Raw genomic sequence first — 14,568 nt, 5'->3', positions numbered from 1 at the left:
CACCCGGCCCCCGGTGGCGCTCAGCCGCCGGTGCGCAGGTCCCCTCCTCGCCGGGCGAGCGTCAGGACGCCCATGACGATGAGGGCGACTCCGAGCAGCTGCGGCAGGACCCACCACCCGCCGCGCACGTCCTCGCGGTAGAGGAACACGCCGAGCATGAGGCTCACCGCGGCATCCCCCAGGGTGAGGGCGGGCTGGGAGGCGACCAGGGGGCCGCCCTGCATGGCGTGCTCCAGCAGGAGCACGGCACCGACCCCGGCCGCGGCGAAGCCGTACGTCTGCCATGTGGTCAGGAAGCCGGCCAGTCCGTCGGTGTCCAGGACACGCATGGCGTCCTTCATCAGGGCCGCCGTCAGCGCGTAGCAGACCGCGGTGGCCGCACCGAGGCAACCGGCGCGGGCCTTGCCGACGGGGCGCCTGAGACCGGCCGCCGCCAGCAGCACCGCCGCTGTGGCACAGGCCCCCAGCGCGGGCAGCCAGCGGTCCAGAGGAACGTCCTCCCGGCCCGCGTCCGGCGCGGCCGACACCAGCGCGAGTCCCAGCCCGACGACCACCCCGCCCACGGCCAGCCACAGGGCGGGGGCCAGGTGGCGGCCGGTCATCAGTGAGGCCAGCAACAGCGCCAGCGGAAGTTCCAGCACGAACAGGGGCTGTACGAGTGACAGCGGCCCCGTCGCCAGAGCCACCGCCTGCGCCACGCCGGCGACGACCACGGCGAGCATGCCGCCGAGCCAGACCGGACGCCGCAGCAGGTCGACGACGAGCCCCGGGCGGAAACCCTGTGCCTGGGGCACGGTCAACGCCGCCCGGCGCTGGAGCACGGTGGCCAGCGCGTTGCTGAACGCGGCGAGGAGTGCGAAGAGCACCGGCAGTACGACACCCATCCACCGATACTCGCCCGGTTTCCCCCCGGCCGCGCGCGGCGGCCGTCAGTCCTCGTTCTGCGCGGAGTCCGCCTTCGCTTCGGCGTCCTGCTGCTTCGCCGCCTCGGGCGCGTCGGTGGCGGTGTAGTAGACCGAGGTGCCCTGCTTGGTGCGCTGCGCCTGGTTCCTGGCGACGAGCCCCTCGAGCGTGGTGCGCACGACCGTGGTCTTGATGGTCCGTTCGGAGTGCGCCCGGCCGAGCGCCGTGGTGATCTCGGCGGCGGAGCGCGGCTCCTTCTGTTCGGCGAGGTGGGTGCGGACCAGCTCGACCAGTGTGGGCTGGGAGGCGGCCTGCTGGGCGGAGGCGGCCCGCGGTGACGGCTTCTCGGCCGCTGTCTTCCGCGCGGCCTTGGCGGACGGCTTCGAGGCCTGCTTGGGAGCGGACTTCGCGGCCGGCTTGGACCTGGCCGCGGACTTCGCGCCCGGCTTGGCGCCCGGCTTCGGTGCGGCGGCGCGCTTGGGGGCGGCCGCCGTCTTGCGGCCCCGCGTCCGCTTACCGGCGGCCGGTTCCGCGGTGGCACCGTCGCGGGGCGCGGGAACGGTGGCCGAGTCGGACGCGGCGGCGGGCTCCGCCGCCTTCACCGGCTGGGAGGGCGGCGAGGTGATGCCCAGCGCCTGCTGCATGTTCACCAGCAGGGCGTGGTCGTGCTGCAGTGCGGCCAGCTGCTGCTGGAGGGCGGTGATCTCCGCGCTGATGCGTTCCTGCTCCTTGAGGTTGCGCTCCAGGTCGTCGGTCACCTGGACGCTGTACTGCGATGCCAGTTCGGTGGCGGGCTGCGTCGTGCTCTCGGACATGCTGTTGACTCTCCTCGATTCGCGGCCGTGAAGGCTCGGGAGGAACGACGGGACTTCGGGCGCGGGACATGAGGACCATGTCCGATCGGCGCCCGGCCGGTATACCACGTATGGCCGCCATCGCGGTATGTCCCGCCGTATTTCCTCGTGCGTGCGTTCGGCGCGCGAACACCCCGCGTTCACTGGCCCTCGCGCACCTCCACGATGTTCCCGTCCTTGTCGACGGTGTGGGTCCGCCAGTAGGTGTCCCACTCGTCATCGACGTGCTCGGGCACCTTGCCCTCCGGGTAACGGGTGTAACCCGCGGGCGGTTCCTCGCCGTTGGGCACGCACGCGCCGCCGGTGCCGCCGACGCCGAGGACCGGGTACTCGCCGCCGCCGCAGATCGCCTCCTCCATGGAACAGCCGGTCAGCACCGCGGCGGCGGTCGCGCAGGCCAGTGCGAGACCCAGGACGGAACGTGCGGCTCGCCGCTCGCCGCGCACGGCTGGCTGACGGCGAACTCGGCTGACGACGCGCATGTCTGGCTCCCTCTGGCTGGCTGACACGGCAAGCCTGCTCCGGCGTGGGCCGGCTCCTCATGAGTACGGGTACTCAGTCCTGTGCGCCCTGCTACTTGACTCGGCCGGCCAACCGGTCGGCGTGCCGTGCGGCCTCACGCGCCTCGTGCTCGGCCCGGTCCAGGGCGTCCGCCGCCGCGCGCTCGCGCTCCTGCGACTCACGCCGTTCCCGTTCGGCCCGCTCCAGCCGCTGTTGCGCCTGCCGCAGCCGCCGCTCGGCCGCCGACACCTCCTCGCGTGCCCGGTCGAGTTCGTCGCCGGTGTGCCGCAGCGCGGAGTCGGCGTCCGCGTGTTCCGCCCGGCGGTCGCGCACCTGCCGCCCGGCCCGCTCGGCCTTCTGTTCGGCGCGGGTGAGGTCCTGCCGCCGCCTGCGGCGCCGTTCGGCGAGTTCGTCCTTCGCGCGGCCCGCGGAGGGAGTCTTCGTCCGGGAGGACCGTTCGGGTGGCGCGGGTTCGGCGGGGACGGTGTCCGAGGGGAACTCCGAGGGCGGGGTGAGTGCTCCCTCCAGGCGCCCGCCGGCCCACCGCGCGGCCGCGTCCGGGTCCGCGAGGACGGCTTGCAGGGTCGACTCGACCTCCCGCTGCGCCGCTTCGGACAGCCGGTGCCCCGCCTCGCGGGCGAGCCGGACGGCCTGCCGGGACAGCGCGGAGACCACGCTCCGGCGCTGCGCGGAGAGGTCCTTGAGACCGTCGGCGTCCAGGGTGCGGTATGCCTCGCGCAGTGCCTGCCCCAGGTCCAGGAACCGCCGGCTCTCCTGAGGCCGGGAACGGGCCAGCAGGTTCGCCGCCCAGGCCGCGAGCGTGGGCCGGCGGGCCGCGTGGATACGGCGGGCGTCCTCCTTGCGGCCGGCGGTCCTGGCGGCCTTGGCGTGCTCCTCGCGGCGGGCGACGAAGTCGGACGGCGGCGTGGTGTAGAGCTCGTCGAGCACCGACTCGACCGACTCCGTCTCGTGGTCGCCGCCCTCCCGGCGGTGTCCGCCCTCGCTCTGCATGGTCCTCCGCCTCCACGTCGACGTGTGTGCGCCACCGACGGCCGCGGCCGTCACGACCGCGCGTGCCCCGCCGCCCCGTCCTCGTCGTCGTACACGAGGAGTCCGTCCGTCCGCAGCCGCGCCCCCGGGGTGGGGGAGTGGGGCGTCAGGCGGCCGTCGTGCATGAGGTGGTCCACGGGAGTGCCGCGGGCCAGCACGGCGAAGTCGGCGATGAGGCGCCGGTGGCAACGCCACCACACCGCCTCGCTGCACATCACCGTGGTGCGTTCCCGCGCGGCCCGCTCCAGCAGCTCGTCCATGGCGGTGACGAAGTCCGGTGAACGGGTGTGGCCGGCGTACCCGCGGAAGGACGTGTTGCGCCACACCACGTCGGGCGAGTCCGGCGCCGGCTTGCGGAAGCCGCCCAGCCGCTGCTCCCACCGGTAGGCGATGCCCTCCTCGGGCAGCCACCGGGCGAGCCGCTCCCGCAGCAGGTCGGGGTCGCGGCGGCTGCCCGGCGCCGTCCTGACGTCGACCACGGCCGACACATCGGCGTCCCGCAGCAGCTCGGCCAGTGCGGCCCGGCCCGCGGTGCCGTGTCCGAACGTGACCAGGTGGGGATGCGACATGACATCGGGGTCCCCGCGCCGTCCGCGCTCATGCCTCCGGGCCGCGCACCTGCGGCGCCGCCCGGCCGAACGAGCGCCGGTAGGCGTGCGGGCTGACTCCGGTGGTCCGCTTGAAACGGTCACGGAACGCGGTGGGCGAACCGAAGCCGACCTGTGCCGCGACGCGCTCCACGGAGTGCTCCGTGGTTTCCAGCAGGTGCTGCGCCTGCCGGACGCGGGCCCGGTGCAGCCACTGCAGCGGGGTGGAGCCCGTCTGTTCCCGGAAGCGGCGTATCAGCGTGCGGGTGCTCATGCCGGCGTGGGCGGCGATGTCGGCGAGGGCGAGGTCGCGGGACAGGTTGTCCCGCAGCCAGGTGAGCAGTGGTTCCAGGGCGGACCCGCGGGGCGTGGGCGGGCAGTCGTGCACGATGAACTGCGCCTGGCCGCCCTCGCGTTCCAGCGGCATGACCGACAGCCGGGCGGCATGGGCGGCGACCGCCGAGCCGTAGTCCCGCCGGATCATGTGCAGGCACAGATCCAGTCCCGCGGCGGCGCCGGCCGAGGTGAGGACCTGGCCGTTGTCGACGTAGAGAACGCCCGGGTCGACCTCCACGTCCGGGTGCGCCGCGGCCAGGACGTCGGCGGCGGCCCAGTGGGTGGTCGCCCGCAGGCCGTCGAGCAGCCCGGTGGCGGCCAGCGGGAAGGTGCCCGAGCAGATGGACGCGATGCGCGTGCCGTCCGCGGCGGCCGCGCGCAGCGCGTCGCGGACGGCCGGGGAGAGCGGGGCTCCGGCGTTGGCCGTACCCGGCACGATGACCGTGTCCGCGTCCCGCAGGCCCTCCAGGCCCCACGGCGCGCGCAGGGTGAAGGCCCCGGCGTCGGTCTCGGGATGTTCGGCGCACACGCGGATCTGGTAGCCGGGGCGCCCGTCGGGGAGGCGGGTGCGGGTGAAGACCTCGATCGGAGTGGACAGGTCGAACGGAATCACCTGGTCCAGCGCGAGTACGGCGACGGTGTGCATGGCCGAAACGGACCTCCTCACCGGACGGCGGCCGTGGCCGAGGTCGGCCACCGGCCCATTGAACCGCAGGTCAGGTGCCTGTCCGGCACCGTGGCACTTTCCCGTTGGAAGGTGGCGGGAACGCCACGTCAGGCGACCACCTTGCCGACGAACGACGCGAGGTTGGCCACCGTCCGCCGGATCTTCTCCTCCAGCGTGATCGTCTCGTGCAGCCGCGCCCCGGCGCCGGGCTCCCGGATGCCCCGCACGTACAGCGAACAGGCCAGGTCGCCGCATATGTAGGCACCCACCGAGTTGCCCTGCTGCCCGGCCTTGCCGGCCTTGGGCGCGACCATCAGCGAGACGCCGCCGGAGTGGGTCGTCAGGCACATCGAGCACATGCTGCGCCGCATCTGCCCGGCGCCCGCACCAGAGGCGCGCATCGCGAGCCCGGTCGGACGGCCTTCCAGTTCGGTCACGAGGTACGCGCGGTCCGGCGCCGCCCGCGGGTCCCGCCAGCCGAAGTAGTCCAGGTCGTCCCACGGGCGGTCGGCCAGGTCGTGCGGCACGGACAGGCGCTTGGCGGCGCCCTTGGAGCAGTTCACGAAGGCGGCGCGGATCTCTTTGTCGGTCAGGGGTCTCATACGACGGAGAGTAGGTTGCCTAAAAGGCTTAGGCAAATGCATAATCGATTCAGGCAAACGGAAGGATGGTTATGGTGCGTGTCGGGCTGACCACGGAACGCCTGGTCCGGGCGGGCGCGGAACTGGCCGACGAGGTCGGCTTCGACCAGGTGACGGCCTCCGCGCTGGCCCGGCGGTTCGACGTCAAGGTCGCGAGCCTGTACTCGCACGTACGGGGCTCCCAGGACCTCAAGACCCGCATCGCCCTGCTCGCCCTGGAGGAAATGGCGGACCGGGCCGCCACCGCCCTGGCCGGCCGGGCCGGCAAGGACGCCCTGGCCGCCTTCGCGGACGTCTACCGCGACTACGCCCGGGAACACCCCGGCCGCTACGCCGCGGCCCAGCTGCGTCTGGACCCCGAGACGGCGGCCGCGAGCGCGGGTGTCCGCCACGCGCGGATGACCCGGGCCGTCCTGCGCGGCTACGACCTGACGGAACCCGACCAGACCCACGCGGTCCGGCTGCTGGGCAGCGTCTTCCACGGCTACGTCAGCCTCGAGATGGGCGGCGGCTTCGACCACAGCGCCCCCGACACCCAGGAGACCTGGACCCGGATCGTGGACGCCCTCGACGCACTGCTGCGCAACTGGTCGGCCCGCTGAGCCCCGTACCGCCAACCGAGACACCACCACAGCCGGAGAACGACATGCACGCCCACGACGACCTGATCACCACGCCGATCACCGCGGACCTGATCCGCGGCGCCCTCGACGTGGAGCGCACCGAGCACGGCCTGCTGCCGCACCGGCTGCCGGCCCGGGCCCGCGCCCAGAACACCGACGGACAGCTCGCCATGGCCGAGTCCCAGCCCTCCGGCGTACGCCTGGCGCTGCGCACCCGCGCCACCGTCCTCGAACTGGACACGCTGCCCACCAAGCGCCTCTACGCGGACGCCCCGCCGCGCCCGGACGGCGTGTACGACCTACTGGTCGACGGCCGCCCGGCGGGCCGGGGCAGCGTCGCGGGCGGCAACATCCTGACCATCGACATGACCGCCGGCACGGCCTCCGTCGAGCCCGGCCCGGCCGGCACCCTCCGTTTCCCGGACCTGCCCGAGGGCGACAAGGACGTCGAGGTCTGGCTGCCGCACAACGAGACCACCGAACTCGTCGCCCTGCGCACCGACGCCCCCGTCGAACCCGCCCGGGACTCCGGCCGCAGGGTCTGGCTGCACCACGGCAGCTCGATCAGCCACGGCTCCGACGCCGCGAGCCCCACCACGACTTGGCCCGCGCTCGCCGCCTCCCTCGGCGGCGTCGAGCTGATCAACCTCGGCCTGGGCGGCAGCGCCCTGCTCGACCCGTTCACCGCGCGGGCCATGCGCGACACCCCCGCCGACCTGATCAGCGTCAAGATCGGCATCAACGTCGTCAACGCCGACCTCATGCGGCTGCGCGCCTTCGGCCCCGCCGTGCACGGCTTCCTCGACACGATCCGCGAGGGCCACCCCACCGCCCCGCTGCTGGTCGTCTCGCCCATTCTGTGCCCCGTCCACGAGGACACGCCCGGCCCCCTCGCCCCGGACTTCAGCGAGGTCGCCGAGGGGCGGCTGCGCTTCGTGGCCACCGGCGACCCGGCGGAACGCGCGAGCGGGAAGCTGACCCTGAACGTCATCCGGGAGGAGCTGGCCCGGATCGTGGCCCAGCGGGCGGCCGACGACCCGAACCTGTACCACCTCGACGGCCGCGACCTCTACGGCGAGGCCGACGCCGCCGAGCTGCCCCTGCCCGACAACGTCCACCCGGACGCCGCCACGCACCGGCGCATGGGCGAACGCTTCGCCGAGCTGGCCTTCGGCGACCGCGGCGCCTTCACCGGCTGAAGCCCGGTCCCCACCGGCCACGGCCCCGTACGACCGCGGCGAAGCGCCGGGCGACCCCGTGCCAGACCGCTTCGGCGGCCGGCTCGTCGCGCTCCGCCCGGCGGCACAGCTCCGCCGGGTCCAGCCCCCGGGCCCGCAACCGCTCCGGATCCCACGACCGCGTCCGGTCCGCGTCCGCCTCGGGGTGGAACTGCACGCCCCAGGCCCGGTCACCGACCCGGAACGCCTGGTACGGGCACCGCTCGCTCTCCATCAGCCAGGCGGCGCCCGGCGGCAGGGCGGTGATGGCGTCCACGTGGTGCTCGATGGCCGTCACCCGTTCCGGCAGCCCCCCGAAGAGCGGATCGCCACCGGCGCCGGGCCGCAGGGTGAGCGGGGTGCTGCCGAACTCCGGCTCGCCGTGCTCGCCCCGTACCGTGCCGCCCGCGACGTGGGCGAGGAGCTGCCCGCCGAGGCAGATCCCGAACACGGGGGCGCCCCGCTCCAGCGCCTCGGCGACCAGAGCGCGGGTGGGCGCCAGCCAGGGGGCGCGCACGTCGTCGCCGGGCAGGTAACCGCCCCCGAGCACCACGACACCCTCGTGCGCGAGGTGCCGGGGGAGCGGGGCACCGGCATAGGCGTGCACGACGTCCAGTGTCACGTCGTCCGCGGCGAGCCAGTCACCGAACCGGCCCGGCCCGCCGCCCGGACCGTTCTGGACCACCAGCAGCCGCGCCATCGCCCACTCCCCGCCTCACACGCTCGGACACCACCACCCTGCCCGGAGCGCGTCGGGCCGCAACCTCCCACCCGTCACAGGGTCGCGGCACGGTGCGTCGGGTCGCCGTCCAGGACGGTCAACAGCACCGGCACGTCGGCCAGTTCGGTGGCCGGGACGGTGAGCGGGTCTGCCGCGAGCACCGTCAGGTCGGCGCGGTGACCGACGGCGATCCGCCCGGCCTCGTGCTCCTCGCCCGCCGCGTAGGCCGCGTTGACGGTCGTGCCGCGCAGCGCCTCCAGCGCCGACAGCGCCTGCTCCGGGCCGTGTGGCGCCCGGCTGAGATCGCGGGTCGGGCGGCGGTGGCGGGCGCCGGCCATGACGCCCAGCGGCGGGTAGGGCGCGATGGGCCAGTCGGAGCCGAGCACCACGACGGCACCGGAGTCGTGCAGGTCGCGGCAGCGCCAGGCCCGCGAGGCGCGCGGTTCGCCCAGCCGCCGGGACCAGTTGTCGGTGTGGTCGGCCCGGGTGAAGTCGCAGCAGTGGGTGGGCTGCATGGAGGCCACGACCCCGAGTTCGGCGAACCGGCGCAGCGTGTCGTCCGGGACGGTCTCGATGTGCTCGACGCGGTGCCGCACCCCGCGTCCGCCGCCCGCCTGTGCCTTCTCGACCGCGTCGAGGACGTGACGTACGGCCGCGTCGCCGATCGCGTGGGTGGCCGTCGGCACACCGGCCCGGTGCAGCTCGCCGACGACGCGGGTGTACTCCGCGGGGTCCGGCCAGAAGGCGTGCCGGGACTCGCCGTGGCAGTCCGGCTGCTCCAGCCAGGCGGTGCCGTTGTCGACGGTCCCGTCCATGAAGATCTTGACGCCGGCGGTCCGCCACAGCCGGCCGCCCCTGCCCTGCCCCTCGACGAGGGCACGCACCCCGTCCGCGCCGGTGCCCGGCTGGCACCAGGGCGCCACGCGGAGCCGCAGCGGCAGCCGTCCGGCCCGGTCCAGCTCGGTGAAGAGGTCGAGGCTGTCTCCGTTGGCGTCCATGACGTGACCACCCGTCAGACCGGTGGCCGCCATGGCGCGCAGGGCCGCCGCCAGCCGGTCGAGGCGCTCCGCCCGGGTGGGCTGCGGGGCGATCCGCTCCACCAGTTCGCAGGCGGCGTCCTCCAGCAGCAGGCCCGTGGGCCGCCCCTCGGGGTCGCACACCACCTCGGCCGTGGCCTGGTCGAAGACGCGCGGCCCGTCCACCCCGGCCAGCTCCAGGGCCCGCCGGCTGGCCAGCATCGAGTGCGCGTCGAAGAGCAGCAGCAGCGCGGGGACGCCGTCGAGCACCGAGTCGAAGGGCGCCGTCTCCACCGGGCGGTCACCGAAGACGTTGGGGTCCAGGCCCCAGCCGTGCAGCCACGCGCCGGGGGCCAGGTCCCGCACCGCGCGGGCCAGCGCCTCGCGCACCTGGCCGACGTCGGTGCAGCCGGACAGGTCGAGGCCGTGGGTCAGTTCGGCTCCGGTGACCGGGTGGATGTGCCCGTCGACCAGGCCGGGTGTCACCACGGCGCCCTTCAGGTCGACGACCGTGGTCGAGGCGTCCGCGAGCGCACGGATCTCCCGGTCGTCACCGAGGGCACTGATCCGGCCGTCGGCCGCGGCCAGCGCGGTCTGCGGCAGGAAGGCGCCGGTGACCGGGTCGAGCAGCCGGGCCGAGAGCAGGACGAGAGAGGTGCGCACAGTCACTCCTTGAGGGGGCGGTTCAGTTGGTGTCGGCGGTCGTCAGAGCGCCCGTGGGCAGGCCGAGTTCGCGCTCCGCGGTGGTGATCGGCATCCGTCGTACCGCGGGCGGGTCGTCACCCGTGTCGGCGCTGTTGACGAGCATGCCGAGGCCGTCGAGGACGACCAGGATCTGGATGGCGGCCACCAGCGGATCGTCGGTGCGGAACTCGCCCCGCTCGACGCCGTCGCGGATCAGCGCCTCCAGCCGGTCGCGCCAGGCCGCCTCCTGGACGGCCACCCTCGCGCGCAGGGCGGGCCGGTAACGGCTCAGGTGCCGGGCGTTGAGCCACAGCCGGCTGATGTCGTCGAAGTCCGGCCCGGTCGCCCGCGCGAAGAAGCGCGCCAGCTGCCGGGTCGGGGTCGCCCCGCCCGGGTCGGTGGGGAGGAGTTCGTCGAGTTCGGCGGCGGCGGCGTCACCGTACGCCTCCGCCACCAGGTCTTCCACCGCCGGGAAGTAGTGGCTGATCAGTCCCGGGCGCACGTCCAGCTCCTCGGCGACCCGCCGCAGAGTGATGCACTCCAGCCCCTCGGCCAGCGCGACCCCGGACGCCGCGACAACGATTTCCGCACGTCTGGCGGCCGGAGACTTGCGGATTCGCTTGTTCGGAATGCTTGACGGCATGGAATCGATGCTATTGAGTGTGCGACCAACAAGCAAGCAGGTGGGACACCAGCACCCCGGAGGAGCCTCATGGCGTCCACGATCCCCGACCCGCACCCCGGCACCGGCGCCGCGCGCCGGGAGGCACCGCACCCGCCGCCGCCGGACCGGGCGGGCCGCGTCGAGGCCCACGGCATCGACCACATCCCCGACCACGAACGCCACGGACGGCCGCGGCAGTTGTTCTCGGTGTGGGCGGCGGCCAACGTCAACTACCTCAGCCTGGTGACCGGCGGCGCGCTGATCCTGATGGGGCTGACCCTGTGGCAGGCGCTGGCGGTGATCGTGGCGGGCAACCTCTTCTGGTTGCTCACCGGCCTGCTCTCGATATCCGGGCCGGCGGCGGGCGCGCCGAGCGAGGTCGTCACACGGGCGATGTACGGGGTGCGCGGCAACCGCGTGAACAACGCGATCGTCGGCTGGCTCATCTCCGTCTGCTACTTCGCCCTGAACCTGGCCGCCGCCGCGACCGCCGCCTTCGCCCTCGTGGAGATGGCCGGCATCACCGCGAACACCGGCGTGAAAGTCCTCGTGGTGATGGTGATCGCCGCCCTCACCCTGGCCATCGGCGTCTACGGCCACGCCATGATCATGAAGCTGTACCTCCCCATCACGCTGGCCCTGACGGCCGCCTTCGCGGTCGTCGCCGTGGGCGTCTTCCGGCACACCGACTTCTCCTACGTACCGGCCGAACCGCTCACCGGCACGGGCCTGTTGACCGCTCTGGTCGCCGGCGTCACACTCATCGCCTCCGCCCCGCTCTCGTACACCACCAGCGCCGACTTCTCCCGCTACCTGCCGCGCACCACGCCCGCCCGGGCCGTCGTCGGCTGGACCTTCCTGGGCGGCTTCCTGCCCGGGGTGGCCGTCTGCTCGATCGGAGCCCTCGCCGCGACGGTGGCCGACATGACGGACCCGCAGGCGGGGCTGCGGCAGCTCCTGCCCGACTGGTTCGGCCCGGTCCTCCTGCTCGCCCTGGTCCTCGGCACCATCGCCATCAACGCCCTGACCGCCTACAGCGCGGGCCTCGCCCTCCAGGCCGTAGGCATCCGCATCCGCCGCTCCCTCAGCGTGCTCGCCGACGGCACCGCCGCCGTCGCCCTCACCCTGTACGGGCTCCTCGTCTCCGACTTCCTCGACACGGTCAGCAACGTCCTCCAGCTCACCGTCGTCCTGCTCGGCCCCGCCCTGGCCGTCTACGCCACGGACATCCTGCTGCGCCGCAACCGCTACGACGGCCCCGCGCTGACGGACGAGACGCCCGGCAGCCCCTTCTGGTACCGCGCCGGGGTCAACCCGGCGGGCGCCCTGGCCCTCGCCGGAGGCGTCACCGTCGCGGCCCTGTGCGTCGACACCCTCTACACCGGACCGATCGCCCACGCCCTCGGCGGAGTCGACCTTTCCCTGCCGGCCGGCCTCGTCACCGCCTCGGTGCTCTACGCGGCCCTGACACGCGGCGCAGCGCTCAGGGGACAGGCGTCCTGAGGGCTGGTTCGCCCCCGGCCCCGGTCAGCGCCGCGCCATGTACAGCTCCAGTGCCTTGTGCAGCACCTTGTTGAGCGGGTAGTCCCACTCGCCGAGGTACTCGACGGCCCGGCCGCCGGCGCCCACCTTGAAGCGGAGCAGCCCGAGCAGGTGGTCGCCCTCGTCGAGGGTGTCGGTGATGCCGCGGAAGTCGTAGACGGCGGCGCCCAGTTCGAGCGCGTCGCAGATCATCCGCCACTGGAGGGCGTTGCTGGGCTGCACCTCGCGCCGGCGACCGGTGGAGGCGCCGTAGGAGTACCAGACGTGCTCGCCGACCGTCAGCATCGTGGCCGCGGCCAGCACCTCCCCGTCGTGGTGGGCGAGGTAGAGCCGCATGCGGTCCGGGTCCTCGGCCGTCAGTGCCGTCCACATCCGCTCGAAGTAGCCGAGCGGCCGCGGCACGAACCGGTCCCGCTCGGCGGTCTCGACGTAGAGGTCGTAGAACGCCTTCAGGTCCTCGCGGTCACCCCGGACGACCTTGACGCCGGCCTTCTCGGCCTTCTTGACGTTGCGGCGCCACTGCTGGTTGAAGCCGCTGAGGAGCTGCTCCGGAGTCCGCCCGGCGAGCGGCAGCTGGCACACGTAGCGCGGCTGTCCGGTGGCGAACCCGTCCTCGCCGCCGGATCCGGAGCGCCGCCAGCCCATCCGGTGCAGCCGCTCGGCCACCGCCTCGGCCCCGGGTTCCCGTTCGGTCGCCTCCACATCCCGCAGCCGCCGGGCCCCCGGGTCGGCGATCGCCGCCTTGACTGCCTCGGGGCTCCAGCGCCGGGCCACCACCGGCGGCCCCATCTTCACCGAGAAGGCACCCCGTCGCTTCAGGTGCGCGAGCATCGGCTCCAGCCACCGCTCCAGGCCGGGCGCGTCCCAGTCGATGACCGGTCCCTCGGGCAGATAGGCCAGGCACCGCTTCAGCCGCGGCAGCGGACGCAGCAGGACCAGCCCGGCCCCCACCAGGTCGCCGCGCTCGTCGAACCAGCCCAGGCTCTCCGCCCGCCAGTCCGGCTTCACGTCGCCCCACGCGGGCGTCTGCAGGTGGCTCACGGACGGCCGGGCCGCGACGAAGCGCAGGTGCTCCTCGCGGGTGATCGGCTTCACCTGACGGCTCATGGGCGGTGCCCCTCTGTTCGGCTCTGCTGCTGGTTCCGTTCCGGCTTGTCCTCTGCCGCGGCGGGAGACCGCCGACGCGTGGGCGCGGTCGCCGTCCCGCACCTCACAGGGAAACCCGACGGCGGCGGATCCGCGCGCTGTCGGCCCGGCGCCCACCCGAGTGCTCCGCCCGGCGCGCGGGAGCGCGGGCGCGGTGCCAGCGTGGAATGTCCGGGCGGTACGGCAGGACGGACGGAGCGGACGGCCATGGCACGGGCGATCTGGACAGGCGTGATCACGTTCGGGCTGGTCTCGGTGCCCGTCGGGCTCTTCACGGCGACCGAGAACCACACGGTCCACTTCCACCAGCTGCAGCGCGGCACCTCCGACCGCATCCGCAACCGGCGCGTCAACGAGCGCACCGGCGAAGAGGTCGACCCCGGCGACATCGTCAAGGGCTACGAGGTGGGCGAGGGCGAGTACGTCGTCGTCGAACCGGACGAACTCGACGAGATCGCGCCGGGCCGCTCCCGCGCTCTGGAGATCACCGACTTCGTCGAACTGGACCGGATCGCACCGGTCTACTTCGACCGCACCTACTACGTCGCCCCGCGCGGCAAGGAGTACCTCAAGGTCTACGAGCTGCTGCGCGCGGCCCTCGCTGAGTCCGGCAAGGCCGGCGTCGCCACCTTCGTCATGCGCAACCGCCAGTACCTGACCGCGCTGCGGGCCGAGGACGAGGTCCTCGTGCTCCAGACCCTCCACTGGGCCGACGAGGTCCGTGACCCGGTCAGGGAACTGCCCGAGCTGCCCTCGGAGCGGGTCGGCCGGGGCAGAGAACTCGACATGGCGCTGCGCCTGGTGGACGCCCTGAGCGGCCCCTGGGACCCCGAGCGCTACCACGACACGTACCAGGAGAAGGTCCGCGAGCTGGTGCGGGCCAAGGCCGAGGGCGAGGAGGTCGCGGTGGCGGAGGAGGCGCCGCAGGCGACCAACGTCGTCGACCTGATGGAGGTGCTCCAGGGCAGCCTGGAGCGGGCGAAGGGCACGGGCACGGGCGGCGGAAAGCCGGCCGGGAAGGCGGAGAACGGCGAACGCCCGGCCGGATCGCGCAAGAAGACCGCTGCCCGGGGGAAGGCCGCTGCCCGGGAGAAGACCGCTGCCCGGGAAAAGGCCGCCCCCTCCCGCAAGAAGCCGCCCACGCGGAGCGAGCTGAGGGAGCTGAGCAAGGCCGAGCTGTACCAGCGGGCCACCGACCAGGACGTCGCGGGCCGCTCCAGGATGAGCCGCGACGAGCTGATCGACGCCCTCACCGGAGCCGGCGGCCGCCGGCGGAAGAAGACGGCCGCCGCCTGAGCCCCCAGCGGGTTCCGCCGGCCGGCTCAGGCTGTGCTGAGCATGCCTTCGCGCAGGCGGGTCAGCAGGCGGGAGATGAGCCGGGACACGTGCATCTGCGAGACGCCGAGGCGTTCGCCG

General features: G+C 73.8%; 16 protein-coding genes. 4 read left to right on the top strand and 12 right to left on the bottom strand.

Going from position 1 to position 14,568, the window contains the following annotated elements:
• Positions 1-20: 20 nt before the first annotated feature.
• The 7 genes from ACFW47_RS22560 to ACFW47_RS22530 all read right to left on the bottom strand — a co-directional run bounded on the left by ACFW47_RS22560 (position 21) and on the right by ACFW47_RS22530 (position 5,500).
• Complete coding sequence (locus ACFW47_RS22560) at positions 21-884, bottom strand: DMT family transporter (protein WP_386277251.1); 864 nt, start codon at positions 882-884, stop codon at positions 21-23.
• Positions 885-929: 45 nt separating this feature from the next.
• Positions 930-1,718: a hypothetical protein gene (locus tag ACFW47_RS22555; RefSeq protein ID WP_386277249.1), complete on the bottom strand. Its 789-nt coding sequence runs from the start codon at positions 1,716-1,718 to the stop codon at positions 930-932.
• Between the two features lie 179 nt (positions 1,719-1,897).
• Complete coding sequence (locus ACFW47_RS22550; protein WP_386277247.1) at positions 1,898-2,239, bottom strand: SCO0607 family lipoprotein; 342 nt, start codon at positions 2,237-2,239, stop codon at positions 1,898-1,900.
• Positions 2,240-2,330: 91 nt separating this feature from the next.
• Entirely contained in the window at positions 2,331-3,269 is a 939-nt protein-coding gene (locus tag ACFW47_RS22545; RefSeq protein ID WP_386306831.1) for a hypothetical protein, read from the bottom strand.
• Between the two features lie 50 nt (positions 3,270-3,319).
• Complete coding sequence (locus tag ACFW47_RS22540; protein ID WP_386277243.1) at positions 3,320-3,877, bottom strand: DUF488 family protein; 558 nt, start codon at positions 3,875-3,877, stop codon at positions 3,320-3,322.
• A gap of 28 nt (positions 3,878-3,905) precedes the next feature.
• Complete coding sequence (locus ACFW47_RS22535; RefSeq protein ID WP_386277241.1) at positions 3,906-4,877, bottom strand: GlxA family transcriptional regulator; 972 nt, start codon at positions 4,875-4,877, stop codon at positions 3,906-3,908.
• A 128-nt stretch (positions 4,878-5,005) separates the two neighbouring features.
• Positions 5,006-5,500: an FBP domain-containing protein gene (locus ACFW47_RS22530; RefSeq protein ID WP_386306830.1), complete on the bottom strand. Its 495-nt coding sequence runs from the start codon at positions 5,498-5,500 to the stop codon at positions 5,006-5,008.
• Between the two features lie 71 nt (positions 5,501-5,571).
• Here ACFW47_RS22530 and ACFW47_RS22525 point away from each other — a divergent pair, with 71 nt between their 5' ends.
• Together ACFW47_RS22525 and ACFW47_RS22520 are read left to right on the top strand one after the other, a co-directional pair.
• Entirely contained in the window at positions 5,572-6,141 is a 570-nt protein-coding gene (locus ACFW47_RS22525; protein ID WP_386306828.1) for a TetR/AcrR family transcriptional regulator, read from the top strand.
• A gap of 44 nt (positions 6,142-6,185) precedes the next feature.
• Positions 6,186-7,361: a GDSL-type esterase/lipase family protein gene (locus ACFW47_RS22520; RefSeq protein WP_386306827.1), complete on the top strand. Its 1,176-nt coding sequence runs from the start codon at positions 6,186-6,188 to the stop codon at positions 7,359-7,361.
• Here ACFW47_RS22520 and ACFW47_RS22515 read toward each other — a convergent pair.
• The 3 genes from ACFW47_RS22515 to ACFW47_RS22505 all read right to left on the bottom strand — a co-directional run bounded on the left by ACFW47_RS22515 (position 7,351) and on the right by ACFW47_RS22505 (position 10,443).
• On the bottom strand, positions 7,351-8,079 hold the full coding sequence (locus ACFW47_RS22515; RefSeq protein ID WP_386277232.1) for a type 1 glutamine amidotransferase: 729 nt from the start codon (positions 8,077-8,079) through the stop codon (positions 7,351-7,353). The genes ACFW47_RS22520 and ACFW47_RS22515 overlap by 11 nt on opposite strands.
• Before the next feature lie 74 nt (positions 8,080-8,153).
• Complete coding sequence (locus ACFW47_RS22510; RefSeq protein ID WP_386306826.1) at positions 8,154-9,779, bottom strand: amidohydrolase; 1,626 nt, start codon at positions 9,777-9,779, stop codon at positions 8,154-8,156.
• 22 nt (positions 9,780-9,801) lie between these two features.
• On the bottom strand, positions 9,802-10,443 hold the full coding sequence (locus ACFW47_RS22505; RefSeq protein WP_386277228.1) for a TetR/AcrR family transcriptional regulator: 642 nt from the start codon (positions 10,441-10,443) through the stop codon (positions 9,802-9,804).
• 69 nt (positions 10,444-10,512) lie between these two features.
• Between ACFW47_RS22505 and ACFW47_RS22500 the strand changes: the two genes are divergently transcribed.
• Positions 10,513-11,967, top strand: coding sequence for a purine-cytosine permease family protein (locus ACFW47_RS22500; protein WP_386277226.1), 1,455 nt, complete (start codon positions 10,513-10,515; stop codon positions 11,965-11,967).
• Between the two features lie 24 nt (positions 11,968-11,991).
• Here ACFW47_RS22500 and ACFW47_RS22495 read toward each other — a convergent pair whose 3' ends face one another.
• The gene (locus tag ACFW47_RS22495) at positions 11,992-13,113 is read right to left on the bottom strand and encodes a lipid II:glycine glycyltransferase FemX (protein WP_386277223.1); all 1,122 of its coding nucleotides are present in this window, start codon (positions 13,111-13,113) and stop codon (positions 11,992-11,994) included.
• 246 nt (positions 13,114-13,359) lie between these two features.
• Between ACFW47_RS22495 and ACFW47_RS22490 the strand changes: the two genes are divergently transcribed.
• On the top strand, positions 13,360-14,448 hold the full coding sequence (locus tag ACFW47_RS22490) for a Ku protein (protein ID WP_386277221.1): 1,089 nt from the start codon (positions 13,360-13,362) through the stop codon (positions 14,446-14,448).
• Between the two features lie 26 nt (positions 14,449-14,474).
• Here ACFW47_RS22490 and ACFW47_RS22485 read toward each other — a convergent pair.
• Positions 14,475-14,568, bottom strand: a 94-nt coding sequence (locus ACFW47_RS22485) for a sigma factor-like helix-turn-helix DNA-binding protein (protein ID WP_386307075.1), incomplete at its 5' end; no start/stop codon positions are given.

The sequence above is a fragment of the Streptomyces sp. NPDC058796 genome (genome assembly GCF_042745235.1).
Classification (GTDB): Bacteria; Actinomycetota; Actinomycetes; order Streptomycetales; family Streptomycetaceae; genus Streptomyces.
This window is presented reverse-complemented; position numbering and strand designations above follow the sequence as displayed.